This is a genomic window from Bradyrhizobium sp. Leaf396 (assembly GCF_001424605.1).
Taxonomy (GTDB): Bacteria; Pseudomonadota; Alphaproteobacteria; order Rhizobiales; family Xanthobacteraceae; genus Bradyrhizobium; species Bradyrhizobium japonicum_C.
This window is the reverse complement of the sequence record NZ_LMQJ01000005.1, coordinates 77,563-91,930: the sequence shown is the minus strand read 5'-3', so window position 1 is coordinate 91,930 and position 14,368 is coordinate 77,563. Positions and strand designations below refer to the sequence as shown.

Sequence of the window (14,368 nt, the reverse complement as noted above, 5' to 3'; positions counted from 1 at the left end):
CGTCTTAGTTCAGGCCAGCGGATGGTGGCAAGCCGCGAACTGGCCGGGAACGACCTCGCGCAACTCCGGTATCTCCGCGCTGCATCGCTGATCGGCCCGCGGGCAGCGGGTACGGAAGCGGCAACCGGACGGCGGCGCAATCGGCGATGGCGGCTCCCCGGTCGCAACACTCTCTGCGGGACGCACGTCCGGATCGGGCACCGGAATCGCCTGCAGCAGCAGCCCGGTGTAGGGATGCGCGGGCCTTGCGAACAATTGCTCCGAGGGCCCGACCTCGCAGAGCCGACCGAGATACATCACCGCGACGCGGTCGCTGACGGCTTTGACGACTGCGAGGTCATGCGCAATGAACAGCAGCGTCAGACCGAAGCGCACCTTCATCTCCTCCAGCAGATTGAGGATCTGTGCGCGAATTGAGACGTCGAGCGCCGACACCGGCTCGTCGCAGACGATGAACTCCGGATTGAGCACCAGCGAGCGCGCGATGCAGATGCGCTGGCATTGCCCGCCGGAAAATTCATGCGGCAGACGTCCCGCCACGAGATCGGGATCGAGCCCAACCGCAGAGAGCACCTCGTGGACCCTACGCTTGCGTTCGGCGGCATCCTTGATCCCGGCGATGATCAGCGGCTCCGCCACGATGTCGCCGATGCGCCGGCGCGGATTCAGCGAGGCGATCGGATCCTGAAAGATCAGCTGCACGCGCCGGCGCATTTTCCGCAGCGCCTCGCCCTCCATGGCCGTGAGGTCCTCGCCGTCGAACAGCACGCGGCCGGATTTGGCGCGGCGCAGCTGCAAGACCGCGCGTCCCAGCGTCGACTTGCCGCAGCCGGATTCGCCGACCAGTCCCAGCGTCTCGCCGCGCGCGACCTGGAGACTGACTCCGGAGACGGCGTGCACCGTCTTGTTGCCGAGACCATATTCGACGACGAGATTGTTGACCTCCAGAAGCGGCTCGGGGCGGACGGCAAGCTGCATCATGCGCCGATCCCCTCCGCCATCCGGATTGGATGGAAACAGGCGTACCGATGCCCGGGCGTCTCCGCATCCATCAGTTCCGGCTTGGCCTCGTGACAGCGGCCAGCGGCATAGCGGCAGCGCGGCGCAAAGGAGCAGCCCTTCAGCGGCCGCGTCGGATCGGGCGGACGGCCGGAGATGGCCGGCAGCGGCGTATGCGGCGCAGTGTCGAGCTTCGGGATCGCCGCCAGCAGCGCCTCGGTGTAGGGCATGTGCATGCGCTTGAAGAGCGCAGACGTCGGCGCGCGCTCCACCACCCTGCCCGCATACATCACGGCGACCTCGTCGGCACGGCCGGCGACCACGCCGAGATCGTGGGTGATGATGATCATCGCCATGTGCCGGCGGCGCTGCTCGCGCGCGAGCAGATCGAGGATTTGAGCCTGGATCGTGACGTCGAGGGCGGTCGTCGGCTCGTCCGCGATCAGAAGCTTCGGCTCGCAGGACAATGCGATCGCGATCGCGATGCGCTGGCGCATGCCGCCGGAACATTGGTGCGGATATTGCGCGAGCCGTTGCTCCGGCGCGGGGATGCCGACCGCTGCCAGCAGCTCGATGCTGCGCTTCTTCGCGACCGGCGCGTCGAGTTCGAGATGCTCCTGGATCGTCTCCATCAGCTGCGTCCCGATCGTGAGCACGGGATTGAGCGAGGTCATGGGATCCTGGAACACGACCGCGAGATCGCGTCCCCGGAGCCGGCGCAAGCGTTCTGCGTCGAGCCGCACCAGATCCTGGCCGTCGAAAATGACGCGTCCCGCGAGCTTCGCCTTCTTCGGCAACAACTGAAGCACTGCGCGCGACAGCATGGTCTTGCCGCAGCCGGATTCGCCGACGATGCCGAGCGTGCGGCCGCCTTCCAGCGAGAGATTGACATGATCGACGGCGCGCAGATTGCCGCGCGGGGTCGGCAGGTCGACCGCGACGTTCTCGATGGTCAGAAGAGGCGCGCTCACAGCGCCCCCTGACGCGGGTCGGTCAGCGCCCGCAAGGTGTCGCCGACGAGGTTGAACGCCAGCACGGTCAGGAACAGCGCCGCCGCCGGCAGGAAGGCAAGCCGCGGCGCAACGTCGAGGCTCTCGCGTCCTTCCCCGATCATGCTGCCCCAGCTCGGCATTGGCGGCGGCACGCCGAGGCCGAGAAAGGAAAGCGCGCCCTCGACCACGATGGTGACGGCGACGCCGAGCAGGAAGAAGGCGAGCAGCGGCAGGATCACGTTCGGCAGCAGCTCGCGCAGGAGGATGCGGGCATGGCTGGCGCCCAACGCCTCGGCCGCGATCACGAACTCGCGCCGCGCCAACGTCAGCGTCGCCGCACGCGCCACCCGCATGAAGGCGGGAATGCCGAGCACGCCCAGGATGACGGTGAGATTGGGAACGGATTGCCCGAGATAGGCCGTCACGGCGAGCGCGAAGATCAGCGGCGGAAAGGCCAGCAGCACGTCCATGCTGCCGACCACCACCGTCTCGAACCGGCCGCGAAAATAGCCGGCAACGAGGCCGAGCGCGCCGCCGATAACGAGGCCGATCATCGGCGCGATCAGCCCGACCGTCAGCGACACGCGCGCACCGAAGATCAGCCGGGCGAGCTCGTCGCGACCGAGTCCGTCGGTGCCGAGCCAATGCTCACTCGAGAAGGTGGCACGGCGCTCCAGCATGTCCATGTCGACCGGGTTCTGCAGCGGCAGCACCGGTGCAAGTATTGCGAGCGAAAGGATGATGGCAAGCCAGCCGCCCGCGACCCAGAACAGGAAGCCGAACTTGTTGCCGCGAACGGGCGCGGATGCCACCTCGTCCTGAACTGACAGCTCAAGCGTGGCCATGGCGGATCCTGGGGTCGAGCACGGCGTATAGCATGTCGACGATGAAATTCACGATGACGAAGCCGCAGGCGACCAGCAGCACCACGCCCTGGAGGATGACGAGATCGCGGGTGTAGATCGCACCGACCAGCAGCCGGCCGATGCCCGGGAGCGCGAAGATCGATTCCACGATCAGTGTGCCGCCGAGCAGGCGGCCGATGTTGATGCCGGTCACCGTCACCAGCGTCAGTGACGAGGGTTTCAGCGCATGCACGAACAGGATGCGCGCGGGCTTGAGGCCCTTGGCCTTGGCGAGCGCGATATAGTCCTCCTGCAAGGTCGCGATCATGTCGGAGCGCAGCACGCGCATGATGCCCGGCCATTCCGCGAGCGCGAGCGTCAGGGCCGGCAGCACGAAGAAGCGCAAGTTGGCGAGCGGCGCCTCGGTGAACGGCACATATCCGGTCGCCGGCAGCCACCGCAGCTCGACCGCAAACAGATAGATCAGGAGGATTGCAGTGAGGAAAGACGGCATCGACAGCATGGCGAAGGCGCCGCCGGTCATGAAGCGGTCGAACGCGCCGCCGGCCCGCGCGGCGCAGACGATCGCGAGCGGCACGCCGATCAGGAGCCCGATGAACTCGGCCATCAACATCAGCTGCAGCGAGACCGGGATGCGCTCGGCGACCGCCTGCAGCACCGTCTGCCCGGTGCGGAAGGAACGGCCGAGATCCCCCTGCATCACCTGACCGAGCCAGCTCAGGTAGCGCCACCACAGCGGCTGGTCGAGCCCCATGTCGCGACGCAGTGCCGCGACGTTCTCCGGGGTCGCCTGGTCGCCGAGGATGACGAGTGCCAGATCGCCCGGCAGCAGCGAGGCGATCAGGAACGTCAGGAGCGACACGGCAAGCAGAACCGGCAGCATGGCAAGGAGCCGCCGAACGACGAAGTTCAGCATCGCGCGGTCATTCCAGCCAGGTGGTCGAGACGTCGATCACGCCGTTGTAGATCTTCGGAAAGCCCTTCAGCCTGGTGCTCGACAATGCGTAATAGGTATTCTGGAAGGTCCAGAACCAGATCGCCTCCTTGTTGATCAGGCGGCTGATCGCGCAATAGTCCTCGGTGCGCTGGCCGAGCTCGGCGGTCACGCGTGCATGGTCGAGAAGCTTGTCGAGCTCGGGATTCGAGTATCCGGCGAGCGCCAGCGGGCTGCCGCTGCGGAAGTTCGCGTACATCTGCGGATCTGGATCGGCGAGATCGACGATACGCCACGGCGTCAGCTGGAACTGGCGGGTGAAGGCGCGCGAGGGAATGGTGGCCTGATCGACCTGCTCGATCTCCATATTGGCGCCGACGCGCTTCCAGAACTGCTGCAGCACCTGGCCGATCATGCGGCCGCGCGGCGTCGCCGTCACCAGCATCTTGAACTCGACCGGCTTGCCGTAATCCTTGATCAGCGCCTTGGCCTTCTCGACGTCGAACGGCAGCGCGCCGTCGTCCTTGCACTTGACCCAGGAGCCGTCGCCGTAGGGATTGCTCGCCGGCCGGCTCAGACCGTTGCTGATCGCCTGCGACATCTTGGGACGGTCGATCGCCATCACCAGCGCCTGGCGCACGCGGACATCGTCGAAGGGCGCGACCTTGGTATTGAAGGCATAGACCGCAGCGCCCGAGCCCTTGTAGGTGTGCACGGTGAGCTTCGGGTCCTTCTGCGCCCTCATGATGTTGTCGGCGTCGTTCTCGTCGTCCCAGATGATGTCGGCTTCGCCCGATTGCAGCGAAGCGAAGCGCGACTGCGCGTCGGGCAATGGTTTCAGGATGATGCGGTCGAGATAGGGGCGACCCTTGTCCCAATAGTTGGGGTTCTTCTCCAGCACCATGCGGTCGCCGGCGGTCCAGGATTTCAGGATGTAGGGACCGGTGCCCACCGGATTGCGGTTGTAGTCGTCGCCCTTGGTCTTCCAGGCCGTAGGCGAGTGAACGACGTTGTTCTGGCTCTGGATGGTGATCACCGCCGGCAGGTTCACTGAAGGGTCGGTGAGATTATAGACGATGGTGTCATCGTCCGGCGCCAGCACCTCCTTGACGTTGCTGATGTAGAAGGCGCAGCGGCACTTGTTGGCGGGATCCTTTTGCCGGTCGAAATTCTCCTTGAAAGCCCGCGCGTTGAACGGCGTGCCGTCGTGGAATGTCACGCCCTGGCGCAGCTTGAAGGTCCAGGTCTTGTAGTCGGCGGAGTGGGTCCAGGACACCGCGAGCTTGGGCGCGGCTTCTCCCTTTTCATTGAGCGTCGTCAGCGTGTCGAAGATCGCGGCGGCTGCGGTGAAGGTCGAGGTGTCGTAGACGCCGACCTTGAGCGGATCGAAGCCTGCGATCTCCAGCTCCTGGCCGACCGTGATGCTGCCGCCCGGTTTCTGCGCCTGCGCCGGCGCGGCCAGCGCAAAGGCCGCAACGAGGAGAAGCGGCGCGCGCTTGCGTGCCGCGGCAGCGATGTTCGTCATGGTTCCTCCCGGATCGCTCGTCCGATGTTTCGGATCGTTGAACGACTTGAGGGCGAGATTGACGACAAATGCCCGCCACCGCAAGAGGAACGAACAGAAGTCCGAGCGCCGCACGCGGCGGCGATGTCGCTCAGTTCGTCGCGGCTGTTTTGCCTGGCGGAATTGACGTGTCGCTGGCGATGCCGATCTCGTTGCGCAGCGCGTCGGTGTGCTCGCCGAGCACGGCGATCATCTTGCCGGGCGCGGTGTCCGCGCCGGACATCCGGAACGGCAGATTGAGCACGCGGAAGGAGCCACCCTCGTCCCGCACCTCGGAGAGCGCCTGCCGGTGCGCAAGCTGCGGGTCGGCCAGCGCCTCGGCCACGGTGCGGTAGGCCGAGGCCGGCACGCCGGCAGCGCCAAGCGCGGCGAGGCACGCATCGGTCTTGAGCTGACGCGACCAGATCTCGACGCCGTCCATCAGGTCAGCCCAGTTCTCGCGGCGCGCCGCGTAGGTGGCAAAGCGTGGATCGGAGATCCATTCGGGGCGTCCGATCACGGCCATCAATCCCTGAAACGTCTTCTCGCTTGCGACCGTGATCATGACATAGCCGCTCGCCGTCTCGGTCGGGCCGAACATCGGGCGCGGCGGCGGCTTCACCGCGAATTGCGAGCTCTGCAGCTCGATCACCGTCAAGCTCAGCATGGATTCCAGCATGGAGACGTCGATATGCTGGCCCAGGCCGGTCACGCTGCGCTGATAGAGCGCCGAAGCAATCGCGCCGAAGCCGTAGGTCCCGGTGACGACGTCGGCGTGATAGATGCCGCAATAATCGGGACGGTTGCGGCCCGGCTGATAGGCCAGATGCGCCATGTCGTAGCCGGACGCCGCATGGATCACGGGGGCGTAGGCCGGCAGCTCGGCCGAGGGGCCGGTCTGGCCGTAGCCGGAGATCGAGCAGTAGATCAGCCTCGGGTTGACCGTGCGCAGCCGGTCGTAGTCGAGCCGCAGCCGGTGCATCACGCCCGGGCGGAAATTCTCCACCAGAATGTCGGCCGTCGCGGCCAGCCGGCGGACCGTCTCCCTGCCGTCCTCGGACTTGAGGTCGAGCACGACGCTCTTCTTGCCGACATTGAGCTGACCGAACACGGTGCTGCATCCCTGGCGCAAGGGAGGCCGGGTCCGCATCGTCTCCCCGCCCTCGGTCTCGATCTTGATGACCTCGGCGCCCATGTCGGCGAGCATGCGTGTGCAATGGGGGCCGGCGATCGTCGTCGAAAAATCCAGGACGCGCAGGCCCGCGAAGGCCTTTGTCGTCGTTCCCTCATGCTTATCTGCTAGCTGCATCCCCGGAGCCCTCTTGGAACCTTCAATGTTCTCTCTTGTTGATGCGCTGACCCTAGAGGGCGGCGGCTGAGTAGGAAAGTATTTACCGAGCGGACGCGCCGAATGGGGGGCTTGGGAATTCCAGGACAACTGGACCCGTTCTTGCATAGTAGCAAACCGGGATCGGAAGAGGGCGGCTGTTCTTGAGGGTCTTATTCGTCACCACAGAGATGGACGACTTCGTCCGCGTCGGCGGATTGGGCGCCGTTTCCGCCGCGCTTCCCCGTGCACTTCGCTCCTTCGCCGATATCCGGATCATGTTGCCCGGCTATCGCGACATCATCGAGCAACTCACGCATATCCAGATCGTTGGCCGCTGCCCTGCATTCGCGGAGATGCCGGCCTGCTCGCTCGGCCGGGCCGCGACCAAGGACGGAATGCCGGTCTACGTGCTGTTGTGCTCGCAGCTCTACGACCGGCCCGGCAACCCCTATGGCGATGAGTCCGGGCGCGACTGGCCCGACAACGACATCCGCTTCGCGCGCTTTGCCTCGGCCGCCGCTGAGCTGGCCATGGGCACGCTGGACAAGAATTGGGCAGCAGACTTGATTCATGCCAATGACTGGCCGGCCTCGCTCGTGCCGGCGTATCTTGCCTGGCGCGGCGCCAAGCTGCCGTCGATCCTGACCATCCACAACCTCGCCTATCAGGGCCTCTTCCCGAAGGACTCGCTGCGTCGGATCGGCGCGCCGGAGAGCTCCTTCCACATCGACGGCGTCGAGTTCTACGACCAGGTCTCCTTCCTCAAGGCGGGCCTTGTCTACGCCTCGCACCTCACCACAGTCAGCGGCACCTACGCGCGGGAGATCACCACCGCGGAATTCGGCTGCGGCCTCGAGGGTCTGCTCCGTCTGCGCTCCGACGCCGCCGAGCTCACCGGCATCCTCAACGGCATCGACGAGAGTTGGGACCCGCGTTCCTGCGCCCAGCTCGCGCAGCAGTTCGGCGCCGGCGATTGGGCCGGGAAGAGAGCCAACGCGGATTACGTGCGTAAGCAGTTTGGCTTAGCGGTCTCGCGCGGGCCGATGTTCGGCATCGTCGCGCGCCTCGTGCACCAGAAGGGCATCGACCTCGTGCTGTCGGCGGCCGACGAGATCGTCGATGCCGGCGGGCAGATCGTGGTCACCGGCTCCGGCGAGCCGGCGCTCGAGCAGGCTCTGATCGACGCGCATCGCCGCCGTCCCGACGCAATCGGGGTGGCGATCGGGTTCAACGACGCCCAGGCGCGCCGCATCTTCGCCGGCAGCGACTTCACGCTGATGCCGTCGCGCTTCGAGCCGTGCGGCCTCAGCCAGATGTATGCCCAGCGCTTCGGCTCGCTGCCGATCGGCCACCAGACCGGCGGCCTTGCCGAGACCATCAGCGACGGCGAGACCGGATTCCTGTTCTCAAAACCCTCGCGCGAATCCTTCCTCGGGGGCGTGCGCCGGGCCTTCTCCGCCTTCATGGCGCACGACCAGCTCGACGCCATGCGCCGCAGCGCCATGGGACGATCGTTCTCCTGGAGCATCTCGGCCGGCAGCTACAGCGCGCTCTACCGCAAGCTGGCATCGGTGTGACGCCGGGGCTTTTCTCCGCGGAGAGGCGGGTGCGCCCACTCCTTACTCATGCCCCGGACGTGGGGCAGCGTGACTGGGACCTCACCCCTTCCCGCGCACATCCATCCGTGGCCGTCCGATCCAGGCCCGGTTGAGACACCGTGTCATCCAGTCCGGCTGCATCTCACCCCGCAGCCGCGCCTGCGCTTCCTGGTAGGGACCGACATAGCGCAGCCGGTCGGGCAATTTCGGATAGACGCGCCGTATCCATCTCAGCGCATTGTCGGCTGACCGGATCTCGCGCGCATCGAGCTCAAACCCAAACCCGGCCCGCAACCGCTCGGGCAGCATCCTTGCCGTGATCGCACGATACCATCGCGATGGCCGCAGCCATGGACGCGCGCCCATGAAGATCTGCGTCGCGATCTCGCGTGCCGCCGGGCTGACTGTCAGCGTGTCGGATTCCACCATCGCCCCGGTGTAAGCGGCGAACCCGGACCAGTCCGCGGGCAAGTCGTCTCCCGTCAGGCCGAACAGCGCGCCGAACATGCGGCTCTCGGCCCAATAGCGCTCACGCTCCTCCCCTGGGAGCGGCTGGAGAACGAGATCGTGGGCCATCAACGCGGTCTCGACCAGCGTGGCGTGAACCCAGCGTAGCGATGGAATGTCATTGGCACGGTAGCGCGAGCCTGCCGCGAACGGGCCGACCGTCTCGGGCATCTCGCCGAGGATCATGTCGTGGCGCCGGTGCAGTTGCCGCGACGCCAACAGTGCCCGGTCAAGCGAGCCGAACACCATGGCGAAGACGATGTCGAAGGTGCGATGAAAACGGCCGATCGGATCGGCAAAGGTCTTGGAATGCTCGGCGATTGCGGCTGCCACCCAGGGATGGGCCAGCTGCATGAGCAGCGCTCGGCCGGCGCCGAGAAAGATCACGGCCTCGCGGTCGATCCGCCAGGTGACCGTGTCAGGTCCGAACACGCCGGCAACCGGTCCCGCCGCATTGGCGCGGACCCGATCGAGAGCGGATTCCAGATCGCTGGCGGACACCACTTGCAGGGCCTTTCGACTGCGGACCGATCACGATGCACAAGGCCTGTGGCAATTCGATGAAGGCGGGCGATCCCTACTCGGCCGCCATCGGCATCTCGTCCATATGCTCGTGCAGCACCACGCCGGCGAGCGGATCAAATTCGCCGATCCAGGGCTTGCGCGCCAGCACCGATTTCGTGTGAGCATAGCCGGCATGCCACCGCCGCGTGATCCCGGACGGACTGAAATCGATATCCTTGGTATGGGTCTCGCGCTCGAGCTGTGGTGCCAGCAGGCGCACCACATGCATGCGGGTCGGGCAGCCGTAGCTCGCCAGTTCGCGCACGGCGGGGTCGCTACGCTCGCTTTCGGGCAGTCGCGCCGCGAGCTGGTTGATGACGTGACGCAGCCGATGCGCCTGTTGCTGCCGCACGATCTGGCTCGCGATGCGGCTGGAATATTGCACGTCCTTGTGCCGATTCAGCACCTCCGCCATCGTCGTCGGTTCGGGCCCGACAGGATTCCACAGATGCACGGAGAAGATCAGCGAATTCCTCCGCGGATTGTCGTCGAACACCGCCTCCGTCGGCGTATTCGACAAGATGCCTCCGTCCCAATAGAGCTCGCCATCGATACGTACGGCCGGGAAAGCCGGTGGCAGCGCGCCCGAAGCCATCACATGCTTCACCGTGAGCTCGCCGTCTCGGCTGTCGAAATAGCGCATTTCGCTGGTGCCGACGTGAGCCGCGCCAACCGTCAGGCGCGGCGCGCAGCGATTGGCAAGATCGAAGTCGACCAGTTCGCTCAGCGTCTTCTCCAGCGGAGCGGTCGAATAATAGCCGGCGTGATCGGCGCCGAGAGGATAGGAATCGCCGGCATGCGCCAGTGGATTGGGCCGGAAGAAACCGTGAATGCCGTGGGTCACGGTCGACCAATAGGCGAGCTTCTCGTTGAAGCCGGGAAACGCGGCTCGCCAGTCCCAGACCGGCTGCTGCTCCATTCGTTTCCAGAACTCCCTCAATCGCGCGAGCCGGTGCTCGGGCCTGTTGCCGGCAATGAGGCTTGCATTGATCGCACCGATCGACGTGCCGATGACCCAGTCCGGCTCGATGCCGGCCTCGTGCAGTGCCTGGTAGACCCCGGCCTGATAGGAGCCGAGCGCGCCGCCGCCCTGAAGCACGAGCACGACCTGTCCCGGCAGGTCCGTAACCTTGCTCTGCATGTCGTTCTGCATATCGTCCATGTCTTGCTCCTGATGAGCCTGCCCCGATCGACCATTCGTCGTCGAAGACAGCTTGTTACGCCGGCCCATGTCAATGCGCGGTCCAGCCGCCGTCGACCGGAAGCGCAATGCCGGTGATCGAAGCCGCCGCATCCGTTGACAGGAACACTGTCAGCGCGCCGAGCTCCTCGACCGTGGCAAAACGCTTGTTCGGCTGTTGCGCCAGCAAAACGTCGCGGATTACCTGATCGCGGGAGATGCCGTGCGCCTTGGCTTGCGCCTCGATCTGCGATTCGACCAGCGGCGTGGAAACGTAGCCGGGGCAGACCGCGTTGCAGGTGATGCCCTCCTCCGCGGTCTCCAGCGCCGTGACCTTCGTCAGACCGACGATTCCGTGCTTGGCCGCGACATAGGCCGACTTGAACGGCGAGCCGACCAGGCCGTGCGCGGAGGCGACGTTGATGATCCGGCCGAAGCCGCTCCGGCGCATCGCCGGCAGGGCGAGCCGTGTCGTGTGGAAGGCCGAGGTCAGGTTGATCGCGAGGATCTGATCCCATTTCTCGACGGGAAACTGATCGAGCGGGGCGACATGCTGGATGCCCGCATTGTTGACGAGAATGTCGAGCCGGCCTGATTGGGCGATGATGGCCGCGACCATCTCCGCGATCGATTTCGGCTTCGTCATGTCGGCGGGCGAGTAGCTCGCCTTGATGCCGAACTCGGCGGCGATCTGCTCGCGCGCCCGGCCAATCTCGCTCGCGATACCAAGGCCGTTCAGCACGACGTCAGCGCCGGCGGCCGCCAGCGCTCGTGCTATACCGAGGCCAATACCGCTGGTCGACCCCGTGACCAGCGCGACCTTTCCGGCCAGCGCGCGTCCGGGCTGCTGGGTCTGCGGCTCCAGCGGCATGTTCATGACTGACCTCCATCGGCGATCGCCGGGCTCGGGCCGAGCTCCGACATTTGCAGGACCATGACGCGTGGCCGCTCCGCATGGAAATGCCGCCTGGCTTCCAAAACCATACGCGCGCGCTATCGCGGCCGGGATGACATTCCCCGCTGCGATCGGTTAGATTCCGATCCATCCTGCTGGGGAACCGATCCATGGAAATGCACCAGGTCCGCTATTTCCTCGCGGTGGCGCAGCTCTTGAACTTCACGCGCGCGGCCGAGGAGTGCAACGTCACGCAGCCGTCGCTGACGCGCGCGATCAAGCAGCTCGAGGCCGAGCTCGGCGGCGATCTATTCCGCCGCGAGCGGCCGGCGGCACAATTGACCGAGCTCGGCCAGCGCATGCATCCGCTCCTGAAGCAGTGCTATGACGCCGCCGCCGGCGCACGCTCGCTCGCCTCCTCGTTCAAGAGCGGAGAGATCGGTGCGCTCCGCATTGCGCTGACCCATGCGATCGACCTCGGCTTGCTCATCCCGCATCTCAACGAGATCAAACGGCAGTTCAACCGCCTTGAATTCCGCTTCCTGCGCGGCACCAGCCGGGAGGTCGGCGACTTCCTGAAGAAGGGCGAAGCCGAACTCGGCATCGCCGCGGAGATCGACGAGGCCTGGGACCGCCTCGACGTTTGGCCGCTGTTCACCGAGAGCTTCGAGCTGGTCGTCGGCAACGGACACCGGCTGGCCGGCCGCAGTTCGATCGACCTGGACGACTTGCGATCGGAGCAGCTGCTGAACCGGACCTTCTGCGAACACGCGCGCCGCATCTCCGTGAGCCTGCGCGAACACGGCATCGACATCGAGCATGGCCCCGAGGTCTCGAATGAGCGCGATCTGATCGAGCTGGTCGAGGCCGACATGGGCGTCGCCATGATGCCGCACACTTCGCCGGTGCCGGATCGGTTGACACGGGCCGTGGTCGCGGGGCTGGACGCCCGCCGCACCGTCAACCTGTATGGCGTCGCCGGCCGTCAACGCACCGCCGTGGGCAATGCCGTGATGCGCATGCTGCGCGGCGCAGACTGGCGGCAAATCGCAGGGTAGCGCGGACGCTCAGTTCTCCCGGCTGGCGCTCTCCAGCGCTTCGATCAGATCGTCGATCTCCATCCGCTTGCGAAAATCGGGATCGACGAAGCGAGCTTTCACGATGCCGTCGCGCCCGACCACGAATACGGCCGGGATCGGCAGCAGCCAACCGTCGTTGCCGTGGAATTTCGCCATGTCCTGATAGGACAGCAACTGCTGGATCTCCACGCCGAGCCAGATTGCGAGGTTGAGCGACAGCGCATAGCCATTATCGAGATCGGTCAGCATCGGAAATGGCGCGCGGGATTCGGCCTTGAGCTGCCGCGTGTATTCCTGCGTCTCCGGCATGATCGCGACAACCTGTGCCCCAAATGCCTTGATGCGATCGAGCGCCTGGACCACGGCACGAACATTGAGCCGGCAATAGGGGCACCAATGACCGCGGAAGAACATCACCGCGACAGGGCCGCTCCTCAGCAGCGAAGGCAAGGAAACGAGATGCCCGCCCTCGTCAGGCAGCATGAACGACGGCATGGGGTCGCCCCGGCGCGGCGCCGTCTCGCCGCCGCCATTTCCGCTCAATCGCATCACCAGGCGATCGACCGCCTCGCCATAGGCGGGAAAGACCTTGCGGCTGGCGTCGGCATAGGCGCGGAGCTGTTCGTTCAGCGTGCCGTCCATGTCGCGGCAGCGCTGGAAGGCGAGCCTGAGCTGTTCGGCGTCGGCTGGCGAGAGAGAGGTCATCTTCTGCTCCGGCATTCCCCGTGGTGAATACTAGTTTCCCGGTTCGGCCGCCCGCAAGGGGCGGCCGCGATGCCAGGACCGGTTCAGTTCACGTAGAAATTGCCGGTGGGATCGAGCCGCCCGGAGGCAGAGTACAACGTACCATTGTCCATGAAGAACACGGTGTTGTCGGGCACCTTCTTCGCGTGCTTCATCATGGCCTCGTGGTTCTTCTCGGCCGGGGCCATGGCCATCGCGGACATCTTGCCGGGTCCGCCATAGACATAGGCCATGCCGGGCTTGAAGTCCCATGCGGCTTGCGAAAAGGCCGCCGTTGCGATGACCGCAAAGGCGGCGGTCGCGATCAGGGTCTTGGAAAATTGCGTCATGGTGCTCCTCCGAACTGACGAGAACGCCCGCCGATCGGGCGCGCTGCCATCGGACGCCGGATATCGCGAAAGCGGAAATGCCGATGCCCAATCGGTTCGATAGCCGTCGCCTATCGGGATAGCGCCGGGCTATCGCATCGAAAGCAAGCCGGCATTTCAATATGGAGACGGTCTCGACGAAGCTCCTGCCATCGCCCGCGACCATCGCGGTTGCGGCCAACACAGGAGACTTTCCATGTCTAGGCATCTCACAGCCTCCCGCGTGGTGTGGACAGGCGTTGCCGTTCTCGGGGCGCTGACGTTTGCGACGCCGGTTTTCGCCGGCGAGTGCCCGGCCGGCAAGATCAAGCCGAACGCGCAGCAAATGGTCGACCACAAGGCCGTCGGCGTCACCGACGTTACGCTCGGCGCGATCGATCTCGGCAAGCAGCCTGCCCGTATCGAGGGCCGCGAGCTGCGCTTCCGCAAGCTGACCATCGCGCCCGGCGGCATCGTGCCCTGGCACAGCCATGATGACCGCCCGGCTTTGATCTTCGTGCAACAAGGCGAGATCGTCGAATACGCCTCCAACTGCGTCGATCCGATCGTGCACAAGGCCGGCGACATCCGCCCCGAAGTCTACGGCACCTCGCATTGGTGGAAGAACCTCGGCAAGGAGACCGTCATTCTCTACGTCGGCGACGTCCGCAAGGATCCCAACGACCATCACATGTAACGAGCGCCCCAGCCCCAGCGCACTCGTTACCGGGTGTGGCGCCCGGATTCCCCATGCCGGCCCCGCATGCCGGGCGCCACATCCGCACAGGAC

At 65.6% G+C, this 14,368-nt stretch carries 14 protein-coding genes; 3 read left to right on the top strand and 11 right to left on the bottom strand.

Annotated features, from left to right (window positions below; all coding sequences use genetic code 11):
• Positions 1 to 9 precede the first annotated feature (9 nt).
• From ASG57_RS07090 to ASG57_RS07065, 6 genes are all read right to left on the bottom strand, one after another.
• Positions 10 to 981: an ABC transporter ATP-binding protein gene (locus tag ASG57_RS07090; RefSeq protein WP_024340130.1), complete on the bottom strand. Its 972-nt coding sequence runs from the start codon at positions 979 to 981 to the stop codon at positions 10 to 12.
• Positions 978 to 1,970, bottom strand: a complete 993-nt coding sequence (locus tag ASG57_RS07085) for an ABC transporter ATP-binding protein (protein ID WP_024340131.1) — start codon at positions 1,968 to 1,970, stop codon at positions 978 to 980. The genes ASG57_RS07090 and ASG57_RS07085 overlap by 4 nt, the downstream gene beginning before the upstream one ends.
• Positions 1,967 to 2,836 carry an ABC transporter permease gene (locus ASG57_RS07080; protein WP_024340132.1) on the bottom strand — a complete coding sequence of 290 codons (870 nt, stop codon included), beginning with the start codon at positions 2,834 to 2,836 and terminating at the stop codon, positions 1,967 to 1,969. Before ASG57_RS07080 ends, ASG57_RS07085 begins: the two co-directional genes overlap by 4 nt.
• Positions 2,823 to 3,773, bottom strand: a complete 951-nt coding sequence (locus tag ASG57_RS07075; protein WP_024340133.1) for an ABC transporter permease — start codon at positions 3,771 to 3,773, stop codon at positions 2,823 to 2,825. Before ASG57_RS07075 ends, ASG57_RS07080 begins: the two co-directional genes overlap by 14 nt.
• Positions 3,774 to 3,780: 7 nt before the next feature.
• The gene (locus tag ASG57_RS07070; protein ID WP_024340134.1) at positions 3,781 to 5,316 is read right to left on the bottom strand and encodes an ABC transporter substrate-binding protein; all 1,536 of its coding nucleotides are present in this window, start codon (positions 5,314 to 5,316) and stop codon (positions 3,781 to 3,783) included.
• Between the two features lie 130 nt (positions 5,317 to 5,446).
• Positions 5,447 to 6,643 (bottom strand): CaiB/BaiF CoA transferase family protein, encoded by a 1,197-nt coding sequence (locus ASG57_RS07065; protein WP_024340135.1) that lies wholly within the window; start codon positions 6,641 to 6,643, stop codon positions 5,447 to 5,449.
• A gap of 182 nt (positions 6,644 to 6,825) precedes the next feature.
• Between ASG57_RS07065 and glgA the strand changes: the two genes are divergently transcribed.
• Positions 6,826 to 8,241: a glycogen synthase GlgA gene (glgA, locus tag ASG57_RS07060; protein WP_024340136.1), complete on the top strand. Its 1,416-nt coding sequence runs from the start codon at positions 6,826 to 6,828 to the stop codon at positions 8,239 to 8,241.
• Positions 8,242 to 8,322: 81 nt separating this feature from the next.
• Here the strand turns inward: glgA and ASG57_RS07055 are convergent, their stop codons facing one another.
• The 3 genes from ASG57_RS07055 to ASG57_RS07045 all read right to left on the bottom strand — a co-directional run bounded on the left by ASG57_RS07055 (position 8,323) and on the right by ASG57_RS07045 (position 11,390).
• Positions 8,323 to 9,273 carry an oxygenase MpaB family protein gene (locus ASG57_RS07055; RefSeq protein WP_024340137.1) on the bottom strand — a complete coding sequence of 317 codons (951 nt, stop codon included), beginning with the start codon at positions 9,271 to 9,273 and terminating at the stop codon, positions 8,323 to 8,325.
• Positions 9,274 to 9,346: 73 nt separating this feature from the next.
• Positions 9,347 to 10,495, bottom strand: a complete 1,149-nt coding sequence (locus tag ASG57_RS07050; protein ID WP_024340138.1) for a DUF3734 domain-containing protein — start codon at positions 10,493 to 10,495, stop codon at positions 9,347 to 9,349.
• Positions 10,496 to 10,565: 70 nt separating this feature from the next.
• Complete coding sequence (locus tag ASG57_RS07045; protein ID WP_024340139.1) at positions 10,566 to 11,390, bottom strand: 3-hydroxybutyrate dehydrogenase; 825 nt, start codon at positions 11,388 to 11,390, stop codon at positions 10,566 to 10,568.
• Between the two features lie 188 nt (positions 11,391 to 11,578).
• On the opposite strand from ASG57_RS07045, the gene ASG57_RS07040 reads away from it, so the two are divergent.
• The gene (locus tag ASG57_RS07040) at positions 11,579 to 12,466 is read left to right on the top strand and encodes a LysR family transcriptional regulator (protein ID WP_024340140.1); all 888 of its coding nucleotides are present in this window, start codon (positions 11,579 to 11,581) and stop codon (positions 12,464 to 12,466) included.
• 9 nt (positions 12,467 to 12,475) lie between these two features.
• On the opposite strand, the gene ASG57_RS07035 is transcribed toward ASG57_RS07040, so the two are convergent.
• Both ASG57_RS07035 and ASG57_RS07030 read right to left on the bottom strand, forming a co-directional pair.
• Complete coding sequence (locus ASG57_RS07035; protein WP_024340141.1) at positions 12,476 to 13,192, bottom strand: peroxiredoxin-like family protein; 717 nt, start codon at positions 13,190 to 13,192, stop codon at positions 12,476 to 12,478.
• A gap of 83 nt (positions 13,193 to 13,275) precedes the next feature.
• Entirely contained in the window at positions 13,276 to 13,560 is a 285-nt protein-coding gene (locus ASG57_RS07030; RefSeq protein WP_024340142.1) for a hypothetical protein, read from the bottom strand.
• Positions 13,561 to 13,795: 235 nt separating this feature from the next.
• On the opposite strand from ASG57_RS07030, the gene ASG57_RS07025 reads away from it, so the two are divergent.
• Positions 13,796 to 14,275 carry a cupin domain-containing protein gene (locus ASG57_RS07025; protein WP_024340143.1) on the top strand — a complete coding sequence of 160 codons (480 nt, stop codon included), beginning with the start codon at positions 13,796 to 13,798 and terminating at the stop codon, positions 14,273 to 14,275.
• The last annotated feature ends 93 nt before the right edge of the window (positions 14,276 to 14,368 follow it).

Bases quoted from the DNA above. Each gene is read 5' to 3' on its own strand.
- ASG57_RS07045 (WP_024340139.1), bottom strand. From the start codon at position 11,390: ATGAACATGCCGCTGGAGCCGCAGACCCAGCAGCCCGGACGCGCGCTG.
- ASG57_RS07040 (WP_024340140.1), top strand. From the start codon at position 11,579: ATGGAAATGCACCAGGTCCGCTATTTCCTCGCGGTGGCGCAGCTCTTG.
- ASG57_RS07070 (WP_024340134.1), bottom strand. From the start codon at position 5,316: ATGACGAACATCGCTGCCGCGGCACGCAAGCGCGCGCCGCTTCTCCTC.
- ASG57_RS07080 (WP_024340132.1), bottom strand. From the start codon at position 2,836: ATGGCCACGCTTGAGCTGTCAGTTCAGGACGAGGTGGCATCCGCGCCC.
- ASG57_RS07035 (WP_024340141.1), bottom strand. From the start codon at position 13,192: ATGACCTCTCTCTCGCCAGCCGACGCCGAACAGCTCAGGCTCGCCTTC.
- ASG57_RS07050 (WP_024340138.1), bottom strand. From the start codon at position 10,495: ATGGACGATATGCAGAACGACATGCAGAGCAAGGTTACGGACCTGCCG.
- ASG57_RS07030 (WP_024340142.1), bottom strand. From the start codon at position 13,560: ATGACGCAATTTTCCAAGACCCTGATCGCGACCGCCGCCTTTGCGGTC.
- ASG57_RS07090 (WP_024340130.1), bottom strand. From the start codon at position 981: ATGATGCAGCTTGCCGTCCGCCCCGAGCCGCTTCTGGAGGTCAACAAT.
- ASG57_RS07065 (WP_024340135.1), bottom strand. From the start codon at position 6,643: ATGCAGCTAGCAGATAAGCATGAGGGAACGACGACAAAGGCCTTCGCG.
- ASG57_RS07025 (WP_024340143.1), top strand. From the start codon at position 13,796: ATGTCTAGGCATCTCACAGCCTCCCGCGTGGTGTGGACAGGCGTTGCC.
- ASG57_RS07075 (WP_024340133.1), bottom strand. From the start codon at position 3,773: ATGCTGAACTTCGTCGTTCGGCGGCTCCTTGCCATGCTGCCGGTTCTG.